Below are 23,789 nucleotides of genomic sequence, written 5' to 3'. Positions count from 1 at the left end.
ATACCCATTCAATATGCACTAGTTTACCGAATCGATGTCGATCACTGGATCGAAGGCGAAGACCTCTTTGAAGGGCACAGGACGGCCCAGGTGATACCCCTGGCCATAGGTGATGTTGTAGGACGACAGCAGCGGAATCAGCGCCTCCTGGTCGACGAACTCCGCCACGGCCTGTTTGCCGAAGCCGGTGGCGATGTCCGACACCGCCTTGACGATGACGCGGCTGTCGGGATTGGTCGCCAGGCTGCGGATGAAGGAGCCATCGATCTTGATATAGTCCACCGGCAACTGGCCCAGATAGTGGAAACTCGAGAAACCGACGCCGAAGTCGTCCAGCGCGGTCCGACAGCCTAGATCACGGACGCTCTGCAGCACCCCGCGGGCGGTGGAGAAGTCGGTGACGGCGGCGGTCTCGGTGACTTCCAGCACCAGATGATGGGGATCGGCCTGACTGACCGTCAGCAGGTTGGCCAGGTACTGCTTCAGCCCTTCGTCGTGGAGCGACTGTCCGGACAGGTTGACCGCCAGGCTGATGCCCTCGAGCCTCGCCAGGGCATGCACGCAGTGATGCAGCACCCAGCGATCGATGGCCACGATCTGGCCGGAATGTTCGGCCACCGGGATGAATCGTGCCGGTGATATCAGGCTGCCATCGTCGTCGCGCATGCGCAGCAGCACCTCGTAGTGGCGGATCGAGCGATCCTCCAGCCGCACGATGGGCTGCACCATCAGCACGAAGTCACCCTCCACCAGGGCTCGGCGAATACGGTCGACCCAGTAGACACGCTCGTTGAGCTCATCCCGGGCGTTTTCCAGAGTGGCCAGCAGGTGCCAGCGTTGCAGGTTGCTGGCCTTGGCCTTGTACATGGCCACGTCGGCGCTGGCCATCAGGTCGGCGGGGGTGGCGCCCTCGGTGGGGAAGGGGACGATACCGATGCTCGCAGTGACCCGGTGGCGACGTCCTTCGGCGACGAACCCGAGGCTCTCGAACAACTGGTTGAGGTGCTGGGCGACGCGGATCGCGTGGTCGTCGTCGACCCCAGGCAGCAGCAGGGCGAACTCGTCGCCGCCGAGGCGCGAGATGACCCCTCGGTGGGCGTACTCCTGCTGCAGCAGGCGGGCCACGGTATGCAGCATGCGATCCCCGGCATGATGGCCGCTGAGCTCGTTGACTTCCTTGAACTGGTCAAGGTCCAGCAGCATGACCACGCCCTGCTCGTCTCGGGCCAGGGCCTTGCGCAGCGACTCCAGGAAGAAGCGACGATTGTAGAGCTCGGTCAGCGGATCACGCTCGGCGAGCCAGGTCAGTCTGGCCTCGGCGGCCTTGCGCTCGGTGATATCAAGTCCCACCGATATGCGTGCCAGGGAGGCTTTGGCACCGCTCTTCAGCGGGCTGTGGTACCAGATGATGGTGCGTGGCTCCCCATCGGGAAGGGTCAGGGTGCGTTCTTCCTGATGCAAGGTCTGGCTGGGCTCGCTGTCCCCCGGGCCTGCGCCGAAGATGTCGTCGAAACGACGCCCCAGCAGTTCCTGGGAGGGGCAGCCGAGCTGGTCCTTGAGGTAGTCGTTGACCATGTCGATGCGCCCCTCTTCGTCCAGCGTGAGGATATGCACCTGGGCGGTATCGATCAGATTGCTGACAAAGTCCCGCTCCCTGGCCAATTCATCGATACGACGTGCCAGCTCATCCCCCCGCTGAGCCACCTGGCGCTGCAGGCGCTCGAGCTTGTCGGCCAGGGTCAGGGTGCTGGATTCCAGCACGTCGATCTCGTCCGGCAGGCGACGTGGCGCCAGCGGCAAGGCTTCGCGCGCCTGGGAAAAGCCACCACTGGCCAGCGGCGGCAGCACCGAGGCCACCCGGCGCAGTCGAGCCATGGGACGCAGCAGGATCGCCAGCAGCAGGAGTTCGGCAGACAGCCAGCCAAACAGACTGGCCATCATCTGGGTCCGGGTATCGAGCTGGATGGCATGGATCTGGGTGGTGATGTCCGAGATCAGCACGAAATAGGCGGGTGCACGAGCCCCGGAGGACGAGGTCAGCGGGACGGCGGAAAGCTCGAGATGACGTCCCTGCTGTTCGAGGCGCAGGGGTTCCTGCGCCAATGCCTCGAGGGAACCTTTTCGGCTTGCCTGGTGCAGCAGCGGCAGGCTCTGTGAGGCGTTGGTCACCGCCTGTACCCGTCCCTTCCAGCCGTCCAGTCGACGTGGTTCAAAGGCGGCTTCGGTGGCGCTGGTATCGACGCTGATCAGGGCGACCTCTCTGGTGGATATCTCGCGAGTCTGGCGGGCGACGTCCGCCAACGAGCGAGACAGCAGCAGGGTGCCTGCGCTGCCGCCGCTGGCCAGTATCGGGACCACGGCATACTGGCGGCACTCGGGAGAGCACTCGAGCGGCGACAGGGGGAGCTCCCGGGACATGACGCTTTCCACCCAGCGCCGATAATGAGGCGGCGGCGACTGGCCTGGTTCGAGCCCCAGCGACATGACCGCACGGGTGCGATCATCGTAGACCAGCATCTGTTCGATACCCGCCTCCAGCTGGAGCGAGGGCCACAGTGAGGCCAACGCAGGGGACAGCGCCTCGGGCGGTGACGGCGGGGCCCCCTGCTCCAGCGCAGGGCCCAGGTCGGGCGAGGCCGCGATCAGTCCCGCCAGCTGCTGCAACCCTTTTTCCGAACGGCGGATGGCGAACTCGAGCTCACGCTGCTGGCGCTCGATCTGCTCCTGGCGCGTGGCGGTGAACTGACGTGTCAGGTTGGTGTGAGACAGGTAGGTGAACAGCACTGCCAACGCCACCAGCAAAAGGCTGGTGAGGGTGACCACTCGCCATGTGAGGCCCAGGCGAAGGCGCTCGGGGCGTGACGGGCTGGTAACCGGCATCAGAACCTCAACGAGAGCTGGAAGAGCCACATGTTCCAACGTCGCTCGGTGTCTTCAGGATCTGGATTATCCTGAACCGGCAGCCAGGCGGTCCCGTCCACATAGTGATATTCGCCCGCCAGCATGACCCGTGAATGGGGCTGCCACTGTAGACCGAAGGTCCAGTCATTGGCGTACTGGGAGTGGGCCGGACCACGGCCTTCGCGTTCGTAGTCGGTGCCGTTGCGGTCGTCGCGGTCGTTGACCAGGCTGTCGTAGCGGACCAGCCAGCGCCAGTCGTCGAGGAAGCGCCGGCGATATTGCACGTACCAGCTTTCACCCTGGTTCTCGTTGTCCTCGAAGGCGTCGAAGCCGGTGAGGCTGACGTCGCGCAGCGCGTACTCCGCGGTCAGGCTCCACAGCTCGGCGTTGTATTGAGCAGAGAAGATCCACGGCTGGAAATCGAGCTTGCCGTCTCCGGGAAAGGCACCGGGGGAATCGTAGTCGGCCTTGACCGAAGCCGCGCTGACGGCAAATACCATGCGACCGCCGTCGTGTTCGTAGCGCACCTGGCCTACCGCCGAGGTGTCGGCGTCGAAGGAGCCGGGTAACACATCGAGACCCAGCACCTCTTCCACATCGTCATCCACCTGCGCCTGGCCGACACCCAGCTGGGCATGGATCACGCCGTTGTCGATGCGCTCTTCGTGGTAGAGGCTGACGCCGTCGGCAGACAGCCCCAGGGAACGGGTGCGGTCGAAATAGATCGACTGTGGCAGCAGAATGCTGGGGCGGGTAAAGGCCACGTCCCGGGTCTGGTTGTAGAAGCCGAAGGGATTCTTGAAGCGCCCGACCTGAATGCCGAAGGTGCGATCCCGGTCGGACAGCATCTGCCAGTCGACGATACCGTAGTCGAGTTCCACCGAACCGTTGTCGACCTCGCCGGCGCGCCGGCTCAGGGCCTGGGCGGCCAGCAGCAGGTTCTCGGTGGGTCGGATGGAGGCGTTGATGCCGAGCTCCGTGTAGTCCCAGCTGCCGCCACTATCGCTGCTGTCGCCGAACATGTTGTTGTCGTCGGTGATCACCAGCGCCTGGCTCAGAAAACCGTGCACCTGGAAGGTGTCCAGGGGGGACGCCTGTGCGGTGGACACCAGCAGCAGCGGCACCAGCAGCGAAGGCGCCAGCAGCCCCAGGCGGCAACCCACCGACCTAATCCCTGGCAATGGCTTGGACGCGCTCATCCAGATACTCCCTTTCGATGTAGCCGATGGCTCCGGGGGTGGTGGCCACCGTGTCGATCATGTCTTGCTGACTGCGCACACGATGTGGCGCCTGCCCGGTACCCGAAAAGACGATGCGGTCCCAGGCCAGCTGCAACTGGTGAGGATAGACAGACAGCCATTCCTTGACGAAGGTGGCGTGGACGGGGTCGTCACTGGCCAGGACGTACACCTCCGCGCCTTGCCCGCTGGGCCAGGTGCGCAGGCGCATGGCAAAGATCGCCCGCAAGGTATCGCGGTCGAGCTCGTTCAGGGCAAGGCCAGGATGAGAAATGACCACCACCTCGTCTGCGGTCTTTCCCCACGCAGCCGTGCTGGCCAGCCCTCCGGAGATCAGGACCGTCCAGATGCAGAACAGGAGGCGAAGAGATAACCGACGCATCAACGCAGCCTCTCTGCAGCCTCGATGGAGGACAATCGCCACCTGGAGAGTGGCATCCACTGTGTCATAGTGCTCCGGATTCCCTGCATGGCTTCCTTGCGACGTCGCATTTCTTGGGCTTGGCCGCAGAAAAACGCTCTTTATAGGTAGATAGCCAGATGTCGTTACGCATCAAATGCGCCCAGCTTGTGCATTAACAAGCTTATCCTAAGGTGAGTCACTGTGGGGGAAAAGAGAGGTAGTAAAGAGTTTATGCCACCAACGCAAGGCGATGTGGTGCTTGCGAAGGTGGCATGGCAGAGAGAGGGACGGCCGGGATTCAGCCCTGAATGGCGAAGCTGGCCTGGTTCAACCACAGGTGCGCCGCGACGCTGGCGGCGTAGCCCAGCGCGATCACCGGGGCCCAGCGCAGGTGGCCCATGAAGGTGTAATAGCCGCGTGCCTGGCCCATCAGCGCGACGCCAGCAGCGGAACCGATCGACAGCAGGCTACCACCGACGCCAGCGGTCAGGGTGATCAACAGCCAGTGGCCGTGGGACATCTCTGGCTCCATGGTCAGTACCGCGAACATCACCGGAATGTTGTCGACCACCGCCGAAATGACACCGAGCGCGATATTGGCCCAGGTCGCGTCCCACTGGTTGTACATCACGTCAGACAGCAGTCCGAGATAGCCCATGAAGCCAAGACCGCCAACGCACATGACGACACCATAGAAGAACAGCAGGGTGTCCCACTCAGCCCGGGCGACCCGGTTGAACACATCGAAGGGGACCACGCTGCCGAGTTGCTCGAGCTTCTTCCAGTCGCCCTTCTGGGTATAGACGGTGCGCTTGCGATCCAGCGACTTGGGCAGGCTCTTGCGCAGATAGAAGCCAAAGAACTGCAGATAGCCCAGTCCGGTCATCATGCCAAGCACCGGCGGCAGGTGCAGCAGGGTGTGGCAGGCAACGGCGGTGGCCACCGTGAGCAGGAACAGGACGATGATGCGGCGTGCCCCACGCTTGAGCTCCACCGTCTCCTCGAGGCTGTCCGGGGTGCGATTGTGGATGAAGAAGCTCATCACCACCGCCGGGACCACAAAGTTGATCAGCGAGGGAATCAGCAGTTCGAAGAACTCCTGAAATTCGATCAGGCCGGCCTGCCAGACCATCAGGGTGGTGATGTCGCCGAAGGGGCTGAAGGCGCCACCTGCGTTGGCTGCGACCACGATGTTGATACAGCAGAGATTGATGAAGCGCTTGTCACCTTCGGCCACCTTGGTCACCACCGCACACATCAGCAACGCCGTGGTCAGGTTGTCGGCGATCGGCGAGATGACGAAGGCAAGGCCGCCGGTGAGCCAGAACAGGGTGCGGTAGCTGAAGCCTTTCTGGACCATCCAGGAACGCAGGCCATCGAAGATCCGGCGCTCGTCCATGGCGTTGATGTAGGTCATCGCTACCAGCAGGAACAGCATCAGCTCGGAGAATTCCAGCAGCGTCATATGGAAGGCATGCTCGGCCTCATCCGGCATACCGGATTGCACGTAGGTCCAGCCGATCAGCGCCCAGATAAGGCCTGCCGCCACCAGCACGGGCTTGGACTTGCGCATGTGCAGCTTTTCTTCCGCCATCACCAGGGCGTAGGCCAGTACGAAGATGGCCACCGCCAGAAAGCCGGCGAAGGAGCCGGTGAGGTCGAGTTCTCCGGTCACCGCCTGGCTGGCTCCCGCCAGGGTGAGCCCCATCAGCAGCAGAGCGGCGAGGACGAGCCAGCGACCCGGTCGTCGTATCCTCTTGTTGTCATAATTATGCATGACGATGTCATCCTGAAAGTGAATGAGAAAGGGAGAAATCGACGTCGAGACTACCACAGCGTTTTGCACTGCAATATGCTGCCAAAGGCGCGCTGGAATGCACCTTTGGTAGGAGTAGTGAGGCCCTGTCCGGTTGTCGGGGCAAGAATCTGTGCTAGTTGATGCCGGCGGTGCTCATCTCGGCAGGTTCTGTGGCATCATGCTCGCCTGGAGAGCCTCCGGGAGCTCCATCTTCAGTTTCAGCCAGGCGCCTGTTCCATGTTTCTTGATGACTACCACTCCTGCGTCGATGATCGCATCGTGATTTCCGCTGACCAGGCGAGCCGCTTCGCCAAGTGCATAGCCGGCGACTTCAACCCCATTCACACACCGGGCGCACGGCGGTTCTGCGTACCGGGCGACCTGTTGTTCGCTCTGGTGCTGAAGCGTTTCGGACTGTCGCCGCACATGAACTTTCGCTTTCTCGCCATGGTGGGGGCGGATCGGGCGCTCAGTTTTCGCGAGGAAGGCGACCGGGTGATACGGGTGCTGGACGATGACGGCAAGTGCTATCTGGAGGTCGAACGGCGCGGAGAGGCGACCTTCGACGAGAGCGTCGTCGAAGCCTTCACGCGCTGCTACGTGGCGTTTTCTGGAAAGAACTTTCCTCACTACATGAAGCCGCTGATGGAAGACTGCGGTGTCATGTTCAATCCCAAGCGGCCGCTGGTGATCTACGACAGCATGGGCTTTTCGCTGACGCGACTGGATGCGCTGGAGCCGGCGTTACGGCTGCTGGATTCCCGCCTGGAGGTCATCGGCAAGCGCGGTGACGTGCACCTCGAGTTCGCCATCGACGCCGCTGGAGAAAGTATCGGTCATGGTGGCAAGAAGCTGGTGGTCAGTGGCCTGTGTCCCTATGACGCCGAGGCCATGGACGACATCGTCGACCAGTTCTACCAGTTGAAGCGGGATCACGCCGGCACTCCCTGCTGAGTCCGGGCCGGACCTGACGGCCGGCTGCTGGTATCGCCGGCGTCGGGAGCGACACCTTCTTCATGGGCAGGCACCCTTCGTACCCGCCAAGCCCTAGCCCAGCAGCCCCCTGACCAGCCCCAACGCCAGAAACGCCAGCACCAGTGCCCACACCGGCAGCCGCTTCAGCAGCACGAATCCTGCCACCACGATCGCCACGTCGAGGGTCGAGACGATGGCGCTTTGCCACACCGGATCGATGAAGGCGGCCCCCAGCAGCCCGACCACAGCGGCGTTGGCACCGCTCATGGCGGCCCTCAGGCGAGGGCGACGGCCGAGCCGTTGCCAGGCCGGCAACAGCCCGATCACCAGCAGGGCCCCGGGAAGGAAGATGGCGACCAGCGCCAGGGCGCCCGCCCACACGCCGCCGGCAATGCTGCCCAGATAGGCGGCGAAGGTGAACAGCGGCCCCGGAACAGCCTGAGCGGCGCCGTAGCCAGCCGTAAACTCCTGAGTCGAGACCAGCCCGCGGCCGACCACCTCGGCGTCCAGCAGCGGCAACACCACATGGCCCCCGCCAAACACGAGTGCGCCGGCGCGATAGAAACCGTCGGCCAGCGTCGTCCAGGCGTTGGGCGAGAGCCAGTGCAGCAGGGGCAGCCCTCCCAGCAGCAGCGCGAACAGCACCAGGGCAACGGGACTCACCCAGGACGCCAGCGATGGTGCCGGCACGCCAGCGTCGTCGGTCGACGTTGGCGTCGCGCCTTCCAGCAGCAGGAGACCTGCCAGGGCTCCCAGCACGATGACCGCCACCTGGGCGCCGATGCCGCCGACGACCAGCATGATGGCAAGCGCCACCAGCGCCATCCCGGCACGCGGAAGATCCGGGCAGAGGCTGCGGGCCATGCCGGTCAGGGCCTGGGCGACGACCACCACGGCGACCAGCTTGAGCGAGTGGATCAGCGCTTCGCCAAGGGCGCCGTCCATGGCACCGGCACCATAGGCGAAAGCCATCATCGCCAGTGCCGAGGGCAGGGTGAAGGCGAGCCAGGCCAGCAGGGCGCCGACCAGGCCGCCGCGGATCAGTCCGATGGCGAGCCCCACCTGGCTGCTGGCCGGGCCGGGAAGAAATTGGCACAGCGCCACCAGTTCGGCGTAGGCGGATTCGCTCAGCCAGGCCCGGCGCTTGACGAAGACCTGATGGAAGTACCCCAGATGAGCGACCGGACCGCCGAAGGACGTCAGCCCGAGGCCAAGGAAGGTCAGAAAGATATCCAAGTGGCGTCGCGGCTGTTGTCGGAGGGGTTGTTGCGATTGTTGAGGGCTGTGTTCCATGACGTCACCGCGAGAAGTGGCAGTCCAGTCTGGCACCTCGAGGTGACAGTGAAATGAAAGGAGATAACGGAAGGCAGGTGGCATGGACAGGGGGCGTCATGCCCCCTCTCTGTCTGTGCTCTGTCTCCAGTCTATCTCAACTCAATCTCCGCTCTATCTCCGCTCTATCTCCAGTCTGGCCGACTAGCCCTTCGGCCAGGGCCTCATCCCACCAGTCAGCCAGCGCCGGTACTTTTCAGGCAAGCCTTAGGCGCTGTCCGAAAAGTCGACGAGCGAAGGTTAGACAAGGCAAAAATCGGTGAGAAAGCGCAGTTTACGGGGTGTAAATGAGCATTTTAAGCCGATTTTTAACGCCGTATTACCGAGCGCAGGCACTTTTCAGCCAAGCCTTAGCGCAGGTAGAGGCGGCCCTGTTCGTACAGACTGCGGCAGTCGCTGGCGTCGTGGAAGCGATCGGCTTCGATATTGCCGCTGGCAACCCCGGGGCCGGCGAAGCGAGGATCATCGCACTCACCGTCGTGGCTCCACTGGCTGCCGTCGTCGCCCCACTCGATCTCGCCACCGACGTAGCTGCTCGATGCGCTGGCAGAGGCGCCGGCCGACGCTGCGCTGCTGGTGGACAGCGACTCGGATACCACCAGGGTCGCGGGTGCCAGCTGGCCGCTGCCATCGTAGCTGCCGACCCAGACGTTGTAGTTGCCGCTGGGGGGCGAGGTCAGTACCACCGCCGGATCGGTGCCGTCGGCGTCATCGCTGCAGTGCCAGATGCCGCTGGCGTCGTAGACCACCAGGGTGGTATCGCTGGCCGAGGTGGCGGCGATCTTCAGCGGATAGCTGCCGGCGGTGTAGTTGATGTCCACATCCGGAGCCTCGGCGTTGACGAAGCCGGCGCAGTCGGCGCTGACCACACTGGCCCGGGTATTGCCGCCGGCCATCACGTCGAGGGTCTGGGGATCCGGCTGGAAGCCGGCGCTCAGGGTCAGGGTGGAATAGACCGGAGCGGCGGACCAGTCGAGCTGCTGGGCCACGGCAGGCTTGCTGGTGGACATGCCGGCGCAGGCGGTGGTCAGCAGAGGAAGCGCCAGAATGAGGGAGGTACGTGCGAAGGGGGGCATCGGATGTCCTTGGATGGCGACGGGGCGAATGAGACACCAGGTCAGTTGAACGAGGGGGCAGTCGAATGGACGGACGACATGACAAGAGCGACGCCCGAATTTCAGCGCACGCCCGGTCCTTAGCATAAAAAACCTGGATATCGGATACCACTTAATAAGCACTCACTAGCTCTGGGCGATAGTGCTGTGCTGAATCGGCGCATCAGGCTGAATCAGCAAAAAGTACGCTGAAAGTGTGTTCTACAGGCGTGGTACTGTGATTCATGGAAATTTGAGAGCAGGCGATGGCGTCGGGGGTCTTCGGAATGGGCCCGCGCAGGGCACCCGGGAATCCGGTTCGGTCTTCGCCAGCACTCGACGAGACCGTCATCTTCCCGACACGCAGAGGATGCTGCCGATGGATACCCCCCGTACGGAGCGAATCTCGATCTACCCCTTGACCACCCGCGTAAGAGTGGACGTCGAAGGCCAGGTCCTGGCCGACACCCTGCACGCGCTGGAACTCACCGAACCGGGCTACCCGCCACGTCTCTACCTGCCTCGCAGCGACGTCGACATGAGTCGTCTGGTAGAAAGCGACACCCGGACCCACTGCCCGTTCAAGGGTGACGCTCGCTACTTCCATGTGGAGGTCAACGGCCGCCGTTACGAAGATTCGGTGTGGAGCTACGAACAACCCCTCGATGGCGTCCAGGCGATCCGCGCCCACCTGGTATTCGATCCCAGGGTCGCGACCGCCAGCGTCGAATCCTGAAGAGGGGCCGCTTGGCGATAGAGAGCCCTGTCAGGCGGTCAGGCTGCCAGAAACTGGTCAGCACAGCTCCAGCGGCACTTCTTGGGCCTCGAAGGCCAGCAGCCATTGCTTGCGGCCCATGCCACCTGACGATAGAGAGCCCTGTCAGGCTGCCAGGAACTGGTCAGCACAGCTCCAGCGGCACTTCCTGGGCCTCGAAGGCCAGCAGCCATTGCTTGCGCCCCATGCCACCTGCATAACCCGTAAGGCTGCCATCACTGCCGATGACCCGGTGGCAGGGCACCACGATGGCGATGGGATTGCGTCCGTTGGCCGCGCCCACCGCCCGGTGGGCTCCCTTGCGGCCGAGTCCTTCGGCGATCTGGGCATAGCTTCGGGTCTCGCCGAAGGGGATCTCCGACAGCGCCTTCCACACCTGACGCTGGAAGTCGGTGCCCAGGGGATCCAGCGGCAGCGAGAAGCTCTGGCGTCGCCCCGCAAAGTAGTCATCAAGCTGTTCGCGGCAGGCGCGAGTGTGCTCCGAGGGGCGAGCCGTGATGGTCTCGGCACGACCGATGTCGATAAAGTCGAGTCGGGCGACGCCGCCAGCGGTAGCGGCGATGACGATGGCTCCCAGAGCGTCGACCTCGGGCGGATGGTAGACCTCGAGTCCAGCGAAGGCGTCGAGACAGGCGATGGGATCAAGGGTCGTTGTCATGGTCATGACTCCAGAGTTGCAGCAGCAGATAGCTGCGCCAGGGGCGGGCCTTGTCAATGTCGATGCCGATGTCGCTGTCGCCCCCAGCCAATGAAGGGGGGGACAGGACGCGTCGAATCACGGCGTCACCGGCGAGCCAGACATCGGGATCGCTTTCGCCCCTTAGACGGGCGTAGCCGGCGGTCCAGGGGCCGATGCCGAGAATGTCCTCCCAGTGCGGAGGCTTGCGCTCGTCACCTGCCACCGCCTCGGCCAGGCGTCGAAGCGTCTGGCGTCGGCTGTCGGGCATGCCGAGAAAGGCAAGCGGCGAGCCTGCCAGCGACGCCGCGCTCGGAAAGTGGCAGCCACCGTCCGGGGTCCTCTCGCCGAGGGCATCGACCAGCGTCTGGGTCAGGGCGCGCGCCTGGACGAGGCTGACCTGCTGGCCGAGTACGGCGCGAACGGCAGCCTCGAAGGGTGACCATAGCCCAGGCAGGCGCAGGCCTTCCACCAGCGGCAGAACGGGAGCCGCGTCGCGCAGGGTCGCGTCGATCAATGAGGGGGTAGCGTCCAGGTCGAGCATGCGCCGAATATTGGCGATGACGCCGGTCACCTGATTCAGATCGTCGATGACCAGTTCGACACGAAAGCCATGGCGTTCGGGCTGATGGAAGGCGGTGAAGTGCCCACGGGCGCTACGCCAGCGGAAACGTCGGCCGTAGTGATCGTCGCCGACCCACTCGAGACCGCGGATCGCTCGGCGAGCGAAGAAGTCGCGCAGCGTGGCGAAGGCGTAAGGGGGACGATAGCCGAGGGTCAGGCTCAGGCACTGGCCGAGCCCCTGCCCTGTGTCCTTGCGCGTGCTGGTGCTCGACACGCGCCGGCGGATATCACGGGGGCTGAGTCCGATGCGCTCGCGGAACACCTCGTTGAAGCGTCGTACGCTGCCGAAGCCGCTGGCCAGCGCGACCTCGCCGATGGTCAGGCTCGATTCATGCAGCAACTGTTTGGCGAACAGACAGCGACGATGCTGCGCATAGCCCGATGGCGAAATGCCCAGGTGGCGCTGAAACAGCCCTCGTAGATGGCGAGCTCCGATACCGAGCCGTGCGGCCAGGGCCTCGACCGAGTCACCATCCAGCGCGCCCTGGTCGATCAGCGCAAGCGCTCGCTTGAGGGTGGTGTCACTACCTTGCCAGGCAGGCGAGCCCGGGGCGCTGTCGGGACGACAGCGCAGACACGGTCGGTAACCCGCCTGGAGCGCGCCCAGCGCACTTTCGTAGTAGCGCACGTTGTCTTCCCGCGGCAGTCGCGCCGGACAGATGGGCCGACAGAAGATACCGGTGGTCAGCACCGCCACGAAGAAGCGACCGTCGAAGCGTGGGTCCCGGCTGAGCCGGGCACGTCGCAGCGTCGCGAGGTCAAGCGTCATGGGGTGGGATGCGCGGGCGCCTGATGCGTGGCCCGGGGCGCCTGGCTGGCGGGTGGCGTTCAGGTTGGCGGACGGCGCAGGCATGTCCCTCTCCCAGACGGTATGCTTGAGGACAAGTCTATCGCGTCCTTGTCCCCACAATGGCGGAAATCGGCACTCACTGGAAGATCGTTGTCCCCCCCGCACAGGAGAACCGCATGTCGCTACCCTTGACTCGCCACAATCGTCCGCGTCAGGTGCTTGACGCCATCGAGGCAGCCAATACCGGTCTCAGGGAAGACGACCGGCAGGCCAAGTTCGACAAGATCGCGGCCTCGCCCTACGCCTTCTTTCGAGGCACCAATCATCTGTACTGGGCCGATGTCTGGCATGACTGGCGCTTTTCGCTCTACGGCGGTCAGGTCGACACCCAGACCTGGTTGCAGGGTGACGCCCACGCCTTCAACTTCGGCGCCTATGGCCACCACGATGACCACGTGCGCTACGGCATGGACGATTTCGACGACTCGCTGATCGGTGACTATCAGTATGATCTCTGGCGCCTGGCCATCAGTCTGGTGCTGGACGCCCACGACAATCAGGGTCTTTCGCCCAAGGCGCTGCGCCGTGGTCTCAAGCACCTGGTGCTGGCCTACCATCGGGAGCTTGCCGACCATCGCCGAGGCGAGACCCCAGGGTACGTCAATGTGGAGAGCGCCAAGGGGCCGCTCAAGCCGTTCATGCAAAAGGTCGAGCGCAAGAAGAGTCGGGCCAAGATGCTCGACAAGTGGACCCGGCTCGACGATGACGGCCGCCGGCTCGAGCGTGAGGGCAAGCTGTCCAACCTGCCTGCCCACCTGGACAGCCAGTTGCGCAAGGCCATCAACGAGGAGTATCGCGATACCCTGAAAGGCGAGCGCAGCGAGTCCGAGGACGAGCACTTTCGCATCAAGGACACCGCGCGGAGTCTGGATGCGGGCACCGGTTCACTGGGACTGGACCGTTTCTACGTGCTGATCGAGGGTGGCAAGGACCACGAGCACGACGATGTCATTCTCGACGTCAAGGAGCAGCCTGGGCCGGCCGGACTGGTGCTGATGAGCGAGGCCGGCAAGCGCGCCTGGAAGGCGACCTTCCCGCATGAGGGCATTCGTCATGCCGCCGCTTTCCACGCCATCGCCGAACACCCGGATATCTACCTGGGCTGGCTGCACCTGGGCGACAAGGTGTTCTCGGTGCGCGAGCGCTCGCCCTACAAGGAAGACTTTCCTACCCACAAGCTGAAGGGCGGCAAGGACTATCGCCAGCTGGTAAAGCAGTGGGGTGGCATCCTCGCTCGCGAGCACCTGCGCGGCGCCGCTGCGCTGACGCCGGACGATCCGGGCCGTTTTGCCCGGGCGGTGGGCCGGCGGGTCGACGGTCACCTCGATCAGGTGGTCGAGATGGTGACCACCCTGGCGCACAGCTACGCGCGTTGTGTGGCCCAGGACCATCAGACCTTTGTGCAGTCACGCAAGGATCGGCAGTGATGCCTGGCCTGGCTCAGGTCTGCTCGCCCGGCTCCAGCGGCTCGCGGGTGGGGCCTCGATAGACCCGCGCCAGGGTCCGCGTCATCAGCTTGCGTGACAGACCCGGCACCAGGCGCATGCCAAGGGTGGCCAGGCGTGCCTGGCGGGTCGGCACGATCAGGTAGTCACCCTTGTGCAGTCCCGTGAGGGTATCGTCGGCGATGGCGTCCAGGCTGGCCTTGGGGATGGACAGGGTCTGGGCGCGATTTTCCGGCGTCCGGCCCTGTTCCAGGGTGTCGACCATGGGCGAGTCGAACTCGCCGGGGCACACCAGCTGTACACGGATGCCCTGGGGCGCGAGCTCGTAGTAGAGCGACTCGGTCAGCCCCACCAGGGCGTGCTTGCTGGCGCAGTAGGGGGTGTAGCCGAAGACCCCGGTCAAGCCCGCCACCGAGGCAATATTGATCAGCCAGGCCGCGGGGGCATTGCCCTTGTGTCCGTGCTGGCGCCCGCCCTGGGCCGCCAGAAACGGCAGCGCCGCCCGAGTGGCGTTGAGCGGGCCGAAGTAGTTGACCTCCATGACCTCGCGAAAGTCCCGCTGGGTCAGTGTCTCGAAGTAACCCTCGCGCATTACCCCGGCGCAGTTGATCAGACCGTCGATGGCGCCGCTTTCGGCGGCGATGGCGGCCATGGCCTCCTGCATCGCGGTTTCATCGGTGACGTCCGCCACCCGACAGTCGACCACCGCCGCCGGCGACTCGCCTCGCAGCGTCTCGAGCGCGGCAAGCAGGCGCTGTTCGTTGCGGGCCACCAGGGTGACCCGCGCGCCCTCGCGTATCAGCCGCTGTGCCAGCGCCTGGTCGGCATCGACACCCTGCTCGTCGAGCAGGGTACGGTAGCCGGTCAGGGCCGCGGCACGCACCATGGGCTGCATGGGGGTATCTCCGGGACAGGGTGTGATCAGTATATCGCTCTGTGCGCGGGGCCGCGCTTGGTCAAAAGATATAGATGCCAGGCGTCTAATATGCCGAAGCGGGAGGTGCTGGTATACGCCGGCGGCGCCCCGCAGGGCGCCGCCGATGATAGAGCGAGTGTCGAGCTGCGCCGAAGAGGCGTCCCGGACTCAGCGATAGGTGTCCTTGAAGCGATCGCGCAGCTGATTCTTCTGCACCTTGCCCATGGTATTGCGCGGCAGGCTTTCGACGAAGAATACCCGCTTGGGCTGCTTGTAGCGGGCCAGCTTGTCGCTCAGCGCGGCGATGACGTCGGCCTCCTGGGGCGAGGCGCCTTCGGCGGGCACCACCACCGCGGTCACCCCTTCGCCCAGGTCAGGGTGGGGCAGGCCGATGACCGCGGATTCGGCGACGCCGTCCATCTCGTCGATATGCCCCTCGACCTCCTTGGGGTAGACGTTGTAGCCGCCGGAGATCACCAGATCCTTGTCGCGTCCGACGATCTGCACATAGCCCCGCTCATCGATCTGGGCCAGGTCGCCGGTGATGAAGAAGCCATCTTCCAGCAACTCCTCGGCGGTCTTCTCGGGCATCCGCCAGTAGCCCTGGAACACATTGGGGCCGCGCACCTCGAGCATGCCGATCTCGCCCTGGGGCAGCGGCGTATGGTTGCCACCCTCACGGTCGGTGATGCGCACCTCGACGCCGGGCAGCGGCATGCCCACGGTGCCGGCGATGCGATCACCGTCGTAGGGGTTGGAGGTGTTCATGTTGGTTTCGGTCATGCCGTAGCGCTCGAGGATGGCGTGGCCGGTGGCGGCCTCGAAGGCCTCGTGGGTCTCCGCCGTCAGCGGCGCCGACCCCGAGGTGAACAGGCGCATGCGGGCGGTGGCCTCGCGGGTCAGGCGGGGATCCTTGAGCAGCCGGGTGTAGAAGGTCGGCACCCCCATCATGGTGGTGCCTTCGGCCATTTCCTCGAAGATCACGTCCGGGTCGAACTTCGCCAGGAAGCGCATGCTGGCGCCGGCCATCAGGATCACGTTGCAGGCCACGAACAGCCCATGGGTATGGAAGATCGGCAGGGCATGGATCAGCCGGTCGTGCTCGTCGAAGCGCCAGGCCTCGACCAGCGACTCGGCATTGGAGCCAAGATTGCGATGGCTCAGCATGGCGCCCTTGGAGCGGCCGGTGGTGCCAGAGGTGTAGAGGATCGCGGCCAGGTCATCCGGCCCGCGCTCGAGCATCTCGGTGACCGGTGTGGCCGCCTCGGCGGCCTCCATCAGGCTACCGTCGGCGGCGGTGCCCAGGGATTCGACTCGGGCGCCACCGCAGGAGGCAGCGACCTCGCGGGCGGCCGTGAGTGAATCCGGGCGGCAGACGAACAGGGCGGGTTCGGCGTCACCGAGGAAGTAGCGAATCTCCTCGCTGGTGTAGCCGGTATTGAGCGGCAGGTAGACCCCGCCGACCTTGAGGCTCGCCAGGTACAGAAGGATCGCCTCGGGGCTCTTGTCGACCTGGACGGCAACCCGGTCACCGGGCCCCACGCCGAGCGCGACCAGCGCCCCGGCGAGCCTGGCCACCGCTTCCAGCGCATCGCTGTAGCGGTAGTCACGGCCTTCGCGGGTGGTGATGAAGGGCGCGTCGCCACGCTCGGTCATGCGCTTTTCAAAGGTGGCAAAGAGGTTGTGATTCATGTGACGGGATCTCCCTTCAAGTGCTTGCGGGCGCGACGACGCTGGTCCCTGACCTGAGACGAGCAGGCCACCTTGCCTTCGGTGGTGTAGCGCTCATGGTTGCCTTCGATGTCGTCGAGCACGTAGAGATAGTTGACCATCAGTGAGCCGAACTGTGACAGCCCCCGGCGAGAGGTATCACCGAGCCAGTTGATGCGGTGCAGTTCGGCGCCATTGCCGAGATGGAAGCGAGCGACGGTATTCAGCGGCAGATTGCGCGCGTTGCGCTCCTTGGTGAGGTAGTGAGCGGCCAGCGGCTTGATCACCTCACCCAGGGCCTTGCTGCGCTCGGAGTCCTCGAGCCAGTCGTCCTGATCGAGCTCGGCCAGCAGGGCGCGGGTGTCGTCGTCGAGGCGACCGCGTTGGTCCTGGCGCTCGGCGTCCAGCCAGGCGCGAAAGCCGGGTACCGGTGACAGGGTGACGAAGTTCTTCAGCCGCGGCAGTTCCGACTTCAGCTCCTTGACCACCTGTTTGATCAGGAAGTTGCCGAAGGAGATGCCGCGCAGGCCGACCTGGCAGTTGCTGATGCCGAAGAAGGCCGCACTGTCGGCGTCTTCGGCCTCGATGGCCTCGTGGTTGGCGTCCAGGATCGGCTGGATGCGCTCGGGCATGCCCCTGGTCAGGGCCACCTCCACGAAGATCAGCGGCTCGTCGCCGATGGCCGGGTGAAAGAAGGCGAAGCAGCGCCGGTCCCGGGCGTCGAGGCGCCTGCGCAGGTCGTTCCAGTCGCAGATCTCGTGCACTGCCTCGTAGCGGATGATCTTCTCCAGTACCGCCGCCGGGGTGTTCCAGTCGATCCGCTTGAGCACCAGAAAGCCACGATTGAACCAGGACGCGAACAGGTGGGCGAAGTCGGCATCGAGCGCCTCCAGCGCCGGGAAGGCCTTGAGCCGGGGCAGCAGGTCCTCGCGCATGCGCACCAGCTCATAGGTGCCGCCGGCGGTAAGGTTGAGCCGGCGCAACAGCTCCTGGCGCTGCGGTTCGCAGGCCTCGAACAGTCGCTGCAGGTCGACATTGCCGCGACTGTCCCGGTAGCACTCGTAGGCGCCGTCGACGGCCTCGGCATCGGCACTGAACTGCTCGGTCAGGCACTTGAAGAAGCGCGTCTTCTCGTCTTCATCGAGGCAGCTGTAGCCGTCCAGGGCCTGGCCGGCCAGGGCGATGCTGGAGGCCTCGCCATCGCTTTCCAGAAGCTTGCGACAGGCGTCGATCACCTGGGTATGTTCCAGCGGCGGGCCATCGCCCCGGCGTCTGAGCAAGGCGTCACGCTGCGTGATACTGGAGAACAGTTCCTGCAGAAAGCTGAAGTTCATCGGGGACATCTCCTCGGGGCTGGGCCAGGTGGGAGCGGGCCTGGTGGCCCGCTGGTCACGCGCGTCGGCGTCGGGATCATCCGGCGCTCTCCATGATCAGGTCCGGCAGCCAGGTGGCGATGCCCGGGAAGAAGCACAGCAGCACGATGCCGAGCACCATGCACAGGGCATAGGGCAGGCTGCCGAGCAGGATGTCCTTGAGCGCGATATCCGGCGCGATCCCCTTGATGATGAACAGGTTAAGGCCCACCGGCGGGGTGATCAGGCCGATCTCCAGGTTGATGGTCAGGACCACCGCGAACCAGTAGGGATCGAAGTTGGCCGCCAGAATGATCGGCAGCAGGATCGGCGCGGTCATCACGATCACCGCCACCGGCGGCAGGAAGAAACCGGCCACCAGCAAGAAGACGTTGATGATCCCCATCAGTACCCAGCGATTGACCTCCAGTGCCGCGATCGCCTCGGCCACCGTCTGGGTGATGAACAGCGACGACAGGGCGTAGGCGAAGATCTCGGCGCAGGCGATGATCAGCATGATCATCACGCTCTCGCGCAGAGCGTCGCGCATGATGGTGGTCAGCGGTTTCACCTGCCACATGCGATAGACCACGATGGCCAGGGCCAGACACAGGAAGGCCCCGGCACCGGCCGCCTCCGAGGGCGTGGCGACACCGCCGTAGAGAGCGAACAGGATACCGCTGACCACCACCAGGAAGGGCAGCACCCGCACCAGCGCCTTCATGTTGGTCTCGACGTTCCTGGCGACGGTGTCCTTGAGCTCGCGGGCGGCATCGGCGACGGGGCTGGGGGTGTCATAGCCACCGGCCAGCTTGCAGGCGATCAGCGTCCAGGCCATGAACAACAGCGCCAGCATGATGCCGGGCAGGGCGCCGGCGATGAACAGCCGTCCGATCGAGGTCTCGGTGGAAATGCCATAGACGATCATGGTGACCGAGGGCGGAATCAGGATGCCCAGGGTGCCGCCGGCGGCGATGCAGCCAGCCGCCACGCCGTCGGGATAGCCGCGCTTGCGCATCTCGGGGATACCCAGCTTGCCGATGGCGGCGCTGGTGGCAGGCGACGAGCCGGACAGGGCGGCGAAGATCGAGCAGGCGCCGATATTGGAAATGGCCAGTCCCCCCGGCACCTTGCCGAGCCACAGGTCCAGCGAAGGGTAGAGGTCGCGGCCGGTGGGGGAGGAAGCCACGGCAGCGCCCATCAGGATGAACATCGGAATCGCGACGAAGCCGAACGACGCCAGGCTGCCGAAGAAGGTCTCGCCGAAGTAGGTCAGCTCGCTGACGCCCCGGTCCATCACCAGGGCGGCGAGGGACACGCCGCCGAGGGCAAAGGCGATGGGCGTGCCGATGGCCATCAGCACGAACAGGGCGGTAACGATAAGGATGCCACTGGTAACCGGATCCATCAGCGTGCTCCTCCCAGAATTTCCGCCAGGTACTGCAGCGCCAGCAGGGTCGAGCCCAGCGCCAGCGGCACCAGTGCTGGCCACAGCGGCGGATTCCACACCGTGCCGGTGGTCCAGCCTCCGTGGTAGGCCTCCAGCAGGTAGAGCCAGGAGCCGTAGGCCAGGGCGATGCAGAAGGCCAGGCCGCACAGTGAGGCGACCAGGTTCATGGCGCACTTGATGCCGCCCTTGAGCGCATCGGGCAGCACCGTGACCGCCACTTGGCCGCCGGTCAGCAGCACATAGGGGGCGCCCAGCAGCATGGCGCCGGTGATCGAGAAGATCGCGAATTCGGTCTGCCAGGTGGTGCTTTCACCGAGCAGGTAGCGCACGAAGATCATGTGGCAGACGGCCAGCACCCCTGCAAAGAGGGCGGCGCCGGCCACCACTGCCATAGCGATGGATAGCCGGTCCATCAGCCGACAGAAAGCGCCCACCGGGCCGGAGGCATGTCGCCGGGAACCGGGGGCTGCGGGTGCAGAGACGTGGGGGGGAGAGTGGGACGGTGTGTGTGACATGGAGCCTCCGAGGTGACACGACAGCGACGAACGACGAGGCGCGGCCAGCGGCCGCGCCCACCTCGGTCTATTCCACCGCCAGGGCGGCGTCGATCAGTGCCTGGCCGTTGTCGACGTTCTCGGCAAAGCTCTTGTAGGCGCTCTCTTTCGCTACCTCGAGCCAGGCGTCGTAGTCTTCCTGGGACATCTGGACCACTTCGACGCCGTTTTCCTCGAACACTTCCACCATGGTCTGGTCGAGCTGGGCGGCCTGCTCGGCGAAGTACGCCTCGGCCTTCTCGCCAGCGTCGATCAGTGCCTGCTGCTGCTCCTCGTTGAGCCCGTTCCAGCTCTGTTCGGAGATCAGGATCGGCTCGTACATGAACCACAGGGCGTTCTCGCCCGGCGCCGTCAGGCAGCTGACCTGCTCGTAGATGCGATAGGAGACGAAGGAACCCGACGAGGTGTTGGCGCCGTCGAGCACGCCGGTCTGCATGGCGGTATAGATCTCCGACGATGGCATCGAGGCGATGGAGGCGCCGGCGGTGGCCAGCATCTCGTCGAAGGCCGGGCCAGCCGCACGCATGGTCTGGCCCTGCACGGTGTCGGGCGAGGTGATGCACTGCTGGTTGGAGGCAAAACCGCCGGCCAGCCAGGCGTCGGCCAGCACGCGAGCGCCGGCGTCCTCGATCACCTGCTTGATCATGTCCATGAACTCGGAGTCGTTGAGGCGCTGGGCACGCTCGTGATTACGCACCAGACCCGGCATCAGGGTGGCCGAGAATTCGGGATGGCGACCGCTGGCGTAGTCCAGCGGCAGCGAGGTCATGTCCAGGCGGCCGCGTACCAGCGCGCCCCACTGCTCCTTGGCCTTGAACAGCGACTGGCCGGGATAGACCTGCAGGGCCAGGTCGACGCCGGCGGCTTCGACCTCCTTGGCCATCAACTGGACCATTTCGTCGCGCACGTCGCCCTGGCCACCGGGAAACTGGTGGGACACGCGCAGGGTGGTCTCGGCGCTGGCAATAGACGCGCTGGCGGTGGCGATGGCGGCGACGGCGAGAGTGAGAGCTTGGCGTTTCATGGTGACTCCTCGAGGCGTTGTTGTTGTGATGATTGTTGTAGTGGGTGTTGTAGCGAGCGTGATGATCACTGTTGTGGTGGTGGGATAAACGCGCCGAGGTCGGCGCGGGGGATGGAGGTCAAACATTTTTTATCTGCTATGATGTATACATCAATAGCCAGCATGTATATTCCTGTCAGTTCGTAGGGCTTAGACCATGGTGGGGTGAGGGCGCCGAGGGGTCAGTCGCATCAGGACAGGATATGCTGGAACGATTCGAGTTCAGCCAAGGGACAGCCAGGGGACAGCCATATGAGCAAGAAGCCCTCCAACGCCCAGCGTCTGCGGGACTCTCTCGAGGACGACATCATCAATGGTCGGCGCACACCGGGTGAGCGACTGGACCCCGAAGAGCTGTGCCGGACCTTCCAGGTATCGCGTACCCCGGTGCGCGAGGCCATCCAGCAGCTGGTGGCCAGTGGCCTGGTGACCGTCTACCCCAAGAAGGGCACCTTTGTCGCCAGGCTAGGGCTCGAGCGACTGATCGAAATGTTCGAGGTGATGGCCGAACTCGAGGGCATGTGCGGTCGACTGGCAGCGCGGAGAATCTCAGCCGATGAACTCAAGGCCCTGCGCGACGCCTTCGAAGGATGCCGCCGCGCCGGCGAGACCGGTGACAGCGACGACTACTACTACGAGAACGAAGCCTTCCACAGCGTCATCTATCAGGCCAGCCACAACGCCTTCTTGGCCGAAGAGGCCCAGACCCTCAAGCAGCGGCTCAAGCCCTATCGACGCCTGCAATTGCAGGTGCGTTCACGCATGCAGAGCTCGCTCGATGAACACCGTGAGGTGCTCCAGGCGATCGAAGCCGGTGATGCCGAGAGCGCCGAGCGCATCCTGCGTGACCACGTGCTGATCCAGGGCGAGCGCTTCAGCGACTTTGTCTCCAGCGTGCGCAAGCTGGAGGAGGGAGGGGGCGAGTTGCGGCGCGCCACTGCCTCGAACTAGCCGGGCCCTGCCGTACCGAGATGGTGGTGTCGCAAGCAATGTCGCTTGACGACCACCACAGGCAGGGCCGAGGGTAGTCGGCATCCCACTTGCCAGCCTGAGGTAGCAGCCCATGTTTCCTGCCTTTTCCGGGCGCTATGCGTCCCTGCCCGATCGTATGCGCGCCGAGATGGCGCCCACCCCTGTGGCGGCGCCGCGTCTGCTGGCCTTCAATCGTCCGCTGGCCGAGGCGCTGGGTTTCGACCTTGACGCCTTCGACGCGACCCGTGCCGCCGAGGTGCTTGGTGGCAACGCCGTGCCCGACGGAGCGACGCCGATCGCCGCGGCCTACGCCGGGCATCAGTTCGGCAACTTCGTGCCACAGCTCGGCGATGGTCGGGCGATCCTGCTGGGCGAGCTAGCCCATCGAGACGGTGGCTTGCGTGAGGTCCAGCTCAAGGGCGCCGGACGCACGCCCTTTTCCCGCGGCGGTGATGGTCGCGCGCCGATCGGACCGGTGCTGCGCGAGTATCTGGTGTCAGAAGCCATGGCCGCACTGGGGGTGCCCACCACCCGGGCGCTGGCGGCGGTGGCCAGCGGCGAGCAGGTGGTGCGCCAGATGGTAGAGCCCGGGGCGGTACTGACCCGGGTAGCCTCGAGCCATGTGCGGGTCGGCACCTTTCAGTACTTTGCCGCCCGTCGTGACAGCGAGGCGCTGTCGCTGCTGGTGGACTTCTGCATCGAGCGCCACTACCCCGAGCTGGCCGACTTGCCCGAGGCCGAGCGCGCGCTGGCGCTGCTCGAGGCGGTGGTCGAGCGCCAGGCAAGCCTGGTCGCCCAGTGGAAGGGGTTCGGCTTTATTCATGGGGTAATGAACACCGACAACTGCGCGATCTCGGGGGAGACCATCGACTATGGTCCCTGCGCCTTCATGGACGCCTTCCACCCGCACAGGGTGTTCAGCTCCATCGATGAACGCGGGCGCTACGCCTGGGACAACCAGCCGGCCATCGCCCAGTGGAACCTGGCGCGCCTGGCCGAGACGCTGCTGCCGCTGATCAGTGACGATCAGGAGCGAGCGGTGGCGCTGGCCACCGAGACCATCGAGGCCTTCGCTGAGTGCCATGACGCCGCCTGGACGGCGGTGCTGCGTGCCAAGCTGGGACTCGGGGCTGATGACTCGCAAGGCCAGCCGGAAAGCCGCTCGACCGATGGTCAGGGGGGCCAGGTGGCAGACGAGGACCTGGCCCTGGGCGAGGACTTCCTCAAGGCCATGGAAGAGGGCAACGCCGACTTCACCCTGAGCTTTGCCCATCTGTCCCGGGCGCTGGCCGGTGATGAGGCAGCGCTTGCCGAGGGCTTCGAGCGCAGTGGCAGGCTCGAGGCCTGGCTGCCGCGCTGGCGCGAGCGTCTGGCCCGTGAAGGCGTCTCCGACGAGGTCGTCGGCGCGCGCCTGGCGGCGGCCAACCCCCAGGTGATACCGCGCAATCATCTGGTCGAGAAGGCCATTCGCGCCGCCATCGATGACGACGACCTGAGCGTATTCGAGACGCTGCTCGCCGCCGTGACCCGGCCCTACCGGATCCCGGACGATACCAGCCTGCTGGCCCCACCCGGGCGCGACGAGCGAGTGCTCAGAACCTTCTGCGGTACCTGAGGGACCCCACCGGCAACGTCGTCGCCGCCGGTGGGCTGCTCGCCAG

The 23,789-nt window shown here is 65.0% G+C and carries 19 protein-coding genes; 5 read left to right on the top strand and 14 right to left on the bottom strand.

The window, feature by feature from the left end:
• Positions 1-18 precede the first annotated feature (18 nt).
• From KUW00_RS03315 to nhaD, 4 genes are all read right to left on the bottom strand, one after another.
• A complete protein-coding gene (locus KUW00_RS03315) occupies positions 19-2,880 on the bottom strand; it encodes an EAL domain-containing protein (protein ID WP_222568216.1) in 2,862 nt (953 codons plus the stop codon).
• A complete protein-coding gene (locus tag KUW00_RS03310) occupies positions 2,880-4,100 on the bottom strand; it encodes a hypothetical protein (protein ID WP_231498440.1) in 1,221 nt (406 codons plus the stop codon). The genes KUW00_RS03315 and KUW00_RS03310 overlap by 1 nt, the downstream gene beginning before the upstream one ends.
• Entirely contained in the window at positions 4,069-4,581 is a 513-nt protein-coding gene (locus KUW00_RS03305) for a substrate-binding domain-containing protein (protein ID WP_231498441.1), read from the bottom strand. Before KUW00_RS03305 ends, KUW00_RS03310 begins: the two co-directional genes overlap by 32 nt.
• Before the next feature lie 259 nt (positions 4,582-4,840).
• Positions 4,841-6,319 carry a sodium:proton antiporter NhaD gene (gene nhaD / locus KUW00_RS03300; protein WP_045991758.1) on the bottom strand — a complete coding sequence of 493 codons (1,479 nt, stop codon included), beginning with the start codon at positions 6,317-6,319 and terminating at the stop codon, positions 4,841-4,843.
• Positions 6,320-6,577: 258 nt separating this feature from the next.
• On the opposite strand from nhaD, the gene KUW00_RS03295 reads away from it, so the two are divergent.
• Complete coding sequence (locus tag KUW00_RS03295) at positions 6,578-7,294, top strand: DUF3581 family protein (protein WP_222568215.1); 717 nt, start codon at positions 6,578-6,580, stop codon at positions 7,292-7,294.
• A 93-nt stretch (positions 7,295-7,387) separates the two neighbouring features.
• On the opposite strand, the gene chrA is transcribed toward KUW00_RS03295, so the two are convergent.
• Both chrA and KUW00_RS03285 read right to left on the bottom strand, forming a co-directional pair.
• Positions 7,388-8,551 carry a chromate efflux transporter gene (gene chrA, locus KUW00_RS03290; RefSeq protein WP_308812407.1) on the bottom strand — a complete coding sequence of 388 codons (1,164 nt, stop codon included), beginning with the start codon at positions 8,549-8,551 and terminating at the stop codon, positions 7,388-7,390.
• Positions 8,552-8,997: 446 nt separating this feature from the next.
• Positions 8,998-9,723, bottom strand: coding sequence for a hypothetical protein (locus KUW00_RS03285; protein WP_052704305.1), 726 nt, complete (start codon positions 9,721-9,723; stop codon positions 8,998-9,000).
• Positions 9,724-10,120: 397 nt separating this feature from the next.
• Here KUW00_RS03285 and KUW00_RS03280 point away from each other — a divergent pair, with 397 nt between their 5' ends.
• Positions 10,121-10,477 carry a DUF427 domain-containing protein gene (locus KUW00_RS03280; RefSeq protein WP_045992174.1) on the top strand — a complete coding sequence of 119 codons (357 nt, stop codon included), beginning with the start codon at positions 10,121-10,123 and terminating at the stop codon, positions 10,475-10,477.
• A 163-nt stretch (positions 10,478-10,640) separates the two neighbouring features.
• Here the strand turns inward: KUW00_RS03280 and KUW00_RS03275 are convergent, their stop codons facing one another.
• Positions 10,641-11,174: a methylated-DNA--[protein]-cysteine S-methyltransferase gene (locus tag KUW00_RS03275; RefSeq protein WP_108131303.1), complete on the bottom strand. Its 534-nt coding sequence runs from the start codon at positions 11,172-11,174 to the stop codon at positions 10,641-10,643.
• On the bottom strand, positions 11,158-12,669 hold the full coding sequence (locus KUW00_RS03270; protein WP_231498443.1) for a DNA-3-methyladenine glycosylase 2 family protein: 1,512 nt from the start codon (positions 12,667-12,669) through the stop codon (positions 11,158-11,160). Before KUW00_RS03270 ends, KUW00_RS03275 begins: the two co-directional genes overlap by 17 nt.
• A gap of 113 nt (positions 12,670-12,782) precedes the next feature.
• On the opposite strand from KUW00_RS03270, the gene KUW00_RS03265 reads away from it, so the two are divergent.
• Positions 12,783-14,093 (top strand): DUF2252 domain-containing protein, encoded by a 1,311-nt coding sequence (locus KUW00_RS03265; protein ID WP_222568214.1) that lies wholly within the window; start codon positions 12,783-12,785, stop codon positions 14,091-14,093.
• A 13-nt stretch (positions 14,094-14,106) separates the two neighbouring features.
• Here the strand turns inward: KUW00_RS03265 and KUW00_RS03260 are convergent, their stop codons facing one another.
• The 6 genes from KUW00_RS03260 to dctP form a co-directional block, all read right to left on the bottom strand.
• A complete protein-coding gene (locus KUW00_RS03260) occupies positions 14,107-15,006 on the bottom strand; it encodes an SDR family NAD(P)-dependent oxidoreductase (RefSeq protein ID WP_222568213.1) in 900 nt (299 codons plus the stop codon).
• A gap of 189 nt (positions 15,007-15,195) precedes the next feature.
• Positions 15,196-16,719, bottom strand: coding sequence for a malonate--CoA ligase (locus KUW00_RS03255; protein WP_222568212.1), 1,524 nt, complete (start codon positions 16,717-16,719; stop codon positions 15,196-15,198).
• A complete protein-coding gene (locus KUW00_RS03250; protein ID WP_222568211.1) occupies positions 16,716-18,071 on the bottom strand; it encodes a malonyl-CoA decarboxylase in 1,356 nt (451 codons plus the stop codon). The genes KUW00_RS03255 and KUW00_RS03250 overlap by 4 nt, the downstream gene beginning before the upstream one ends.
• A gap of 76 nt (positions 18,072-18,147) precedes the next feature.
• Positions 18,148-19,497, bottom strand: a complete 1,350-nt coding sequence (locus KUW00_RS03245) for a TRAP transporter large permease (protein WP_222568210.1) — start codon at positions 19,495-19,497, stop codon at positions 18,148-18,150.
• The gene (locus tag KUW00_RS03240) at positions 19,497-20,054 is read right to left on the bottom strand and encodes a TRAP transporter small permease subunit (protein WP_222515635.1); all 558 of its coding nucleotides are present in this window, start codon (positions 20,052-20,054) and stop codon (positions 19,497-19,499) included. Before KUW00_RS03240 ends, KUW00_RS03245 begins: the two co-directional genes overlap by 1 nt.
• A gap of 67 nt (positions 20,055-20,121) precedes the next feature.
• A complete protein-coding gene (gene dctP / locus KUW00_RS03235; RefSeq protein ID WP_108131311.1) occupies positions 20,122-21,117 on the bottom strand; it encodes a TRAP transporter substrate-binding protein DctP in 996 nt (331 codons plus the stop codon).
• Between the two features lie 291 nt (positions 21,118-21,408).
• Here dctP and KUW00_RS03230 point away from each other — a divergent pair, with 291 nt between their 5' ends.
• Complete coding sequence (locus KUW00_RS03230) at positions 21,409-22,107, top strand: GntR family transcriptional regulator (protein WP_222568209.1); 699 nt, start codon at positions 21,409-21,411, stop codon at positions 22,105-22,107.
• Positions 22,108-22,219: 112 nt separating this feature from the next.
• Complete coding sequence (locus KUW00_RS03225; protein ID WP_222568208.1) at positions 22,220-23,743, top strand: protein adenylyltransferase SelO; 1,524 nt, start codon at positions 22,220-22,222, stop codon at positions 23,741-23,743.
• The last annotated feature ends 46 nt before the right edge of the window (positions 23,744-23,789 follow it).

Source organism: Halomonas sp. DP5N14-9 (assembly GCF_019802175.1).
In the GTDB taxonomy this organism is placed as follows: domain Bacteria; phylum Pseudomonadota; class Gammaproteobacteria; order Pseudomonadales; family Halomonadaceae; genus Halomonas; species Halomonas litopenaei.
This window is presented reverse-complemented; position numbering and strand designations above follow the sequence as displayed.

Bases quoted from the DNA above. Each gene is read 5' to 3' on its own strand.
- KUW00_RS03285 (WP_052704305.1), bottom strand. From the start codon at position 9,723: ATGCCCCCCTTCGCACGTACCTCCCTCATTCTGGCGCTTCCTCTGCTG.
- KUW00_RS03270 (WP_231498443.1), bottom strand. From the start codon at position 12,669: ATGCCTGCGCCGTCCGCCAACCTGAACGCCACCCGCCAGCCAGGCGCC.
- dctP (WP_108131311.1), bottom strand. From the start codon at position 21,117: ATGAAACGCCAAGCTCTCACTCTCGCCGTCGCCGCCATCGCCACCGCC.
- KUW00_RS03310 (WP_231498440.1), bottom strand. From the start codon at position 4,100: ATGAGCGCGTCCAAGCCATTGCCAGGGATTAGGTCGGTGGGTTGCCGC.
- KUW00_RS03265 (WP_222568214.1), top strand. From the start codon at position 12,783: ATGTCGCTACCCTTGACTCGCCACAATCGTCCGCGTCAGGTGCTTGAC.
- KUW00_RS03260 (WP_222568213.1), bottom strand. From the start codon at position 15,006: ATGCAGCCCATGGTGCGTGCCGCGGCCCTGACCGGCTACCGTACCCTG.
- KUW00_RS03295 (WP_222568215.1), top strand. From the start codon at position 6,578: ATGTTTCTTGATGACTACCACTCCTGCGTCGATGATCGCATCGTGATT.
- KUW00_RS03225 (WP_222568208.1), top strand. From the start codon at position 22,220: ATGTTTCCTGCCTTTTCCGGGCGCTATGCGTCCCTGCCCGATCGTATG.
- KUW00_RS03315 (WP_222568216.1), bottom strand. From the start codon at position 2,880: ATGCCGGTTACCAGCCCGTCACGCCCCGAGCGCCTTCGCCTGGGCCTC.
- KUW00_RS03275 (WP_108131303.1), bottom strand. From the start codon at position 11,174: ATGACAACGACCCTTGATCCCATCGCCTGTCTCGACGCCTTCGCTGGA.
- KUW00_RS03240 (WP_222515635.1), bottom strand. From the start codon at position 20,054: ATGTCACACACACCGTCCCACTCTCCCCCCCACGTCTCTGCACCCGCA.
- KUW00_RS03280 (WP_045992174.1), top strand. From the start codon at position 10,121: ATGGATACCCCCCGTACGGAGCGAATCTCGATCTACCCCTTGACCACC.
- nhaD (WP_045991758.1), bottom strand. From the start codon at position 6,319: ATGCATAATTATGACAACAAGAGGATACGACGACCGGGTCGCTGGCTC.
- KUW00_RS03230 (WP_222568209.1), top strand. From the start codon at position 21,409: ATGAGCAAGAAGCCCTCCAACGCCCAGCGTCTGCGGGACTCTCTCGAG.
- KUW00_RS03245 (WP_222568210.1), bottom strand. From the start codon at position 19,497: ATGGATCCGGTTACCAGTGGCATCCTTATCGTTACCGCCCTGTTCGTG.
- KUW00_RS03255 (WP_222568212.1), bottom strand. From the start codon at position 16,719: ATGAATCACAACCTCTTTGCCACCTTTGAAAAGCGCATGACCGAGCGT.
- KUW00_RS03250 (WP_222568211.1), bottom strand. From the start codon at position 18,071: ATGAACTTCAGCTTTCTGCAGGAACTGTTCTCCAGTATCACGCAGCGT.